1 protein-coding gene is annotated in these 901 nt (G+C 55.2%); it reads left to right on the top strand.

The features are described 5' to 3' along the window. Nucleotides 1-40: 40 nt before the first annotated feature. The coding region (locus NCT04_RS34240) for a transposase (protein WP_250470273.1) at nucleotides 41-901 on the top strand (861 nt) is incomplete at its 3' end.

Below are 901 nucleotides of genomic sequence, written 5' to 3' on the forward strand. Positions count from 1 at the left end.
GGGGGTGCGGACAAAATCTTGGACTACCTGGAGGTAGTCTGTGTACTCGTACGAAGACCGCATTCGAGCAGTTCAGCTTTATCTGAAGTTGGGCAAGCGTATCAAGGCGACAATCCGACGGCTGGGCTACCCGACAAAGAATTCTCTGAAGGCGTGGCATCGCGAATACGAACAGTGCCATGATTTGAGAACCGGCTATGTTCGTGCCGCGCCGAGGTATTCGGCCGAAGAGAAACAGGCTGCCGTCGATTACTATCTGAGCCATGACCGATGTGCTGCTGCTACCTTGAAGGTTTTGGGCTACCCGAGTCGTGGGACATTTGCCAAATGGATCGAAGAACTGTGCCCGGAGATCGGAAAGCGTATTTTCGGCAGAGGGGCTGGCAGCGTACCGAAATCGTGCGAGGCCAGGCAGGCGGCGGTCATTGAACTGTGCACCAGAGATGAAAGCGCAAGTATGATTGCTCAGAGAGCGGGCGTGAGCAGGCCTCTGCTATACAACTGGAAGAACCAGCTACTTGGTCGGGAGGTTCCAGCATCCATGAAGCGTCCGAAGAAGCCAGCACCGAACCTTGAGCGTGCGGAGCTGGAGCAGCAGGTCGAATCGCTTCGACGTGACATCTGCAAGCTGGAGCTCGAGCGCGATATCCTCAAGAAGGCGAACGAACTGGTAAAAAAAGGGATGGGCATCGACCCGCATCTCCTGAGCAACCGGGAAAAAACGATGCTGGTTGATGCCCTGAAACAGACCTATCCGTTGCCGGAGCTGTTATCCGCCCTGATGCTTGCCCGCAGCTCCTACTTCTACCACCGTGCACGTCTGCTTGTCGCTGACAGGCATGCTGACGCGCGTCGCGTGATTGCAGACATCTTCGAATGTAATTACCGTTGTTATGGCTAT

Origin of the sequence: Caballeronia sp. GAFFF2, from assembly GCF_023631485.1 — a bacterium.
Classification (GTDB): Bacteria; Pseudomonadota; Gammaproteobacteria; order Burkholderiales; family Burkholderiaceae; genus Caballeronia.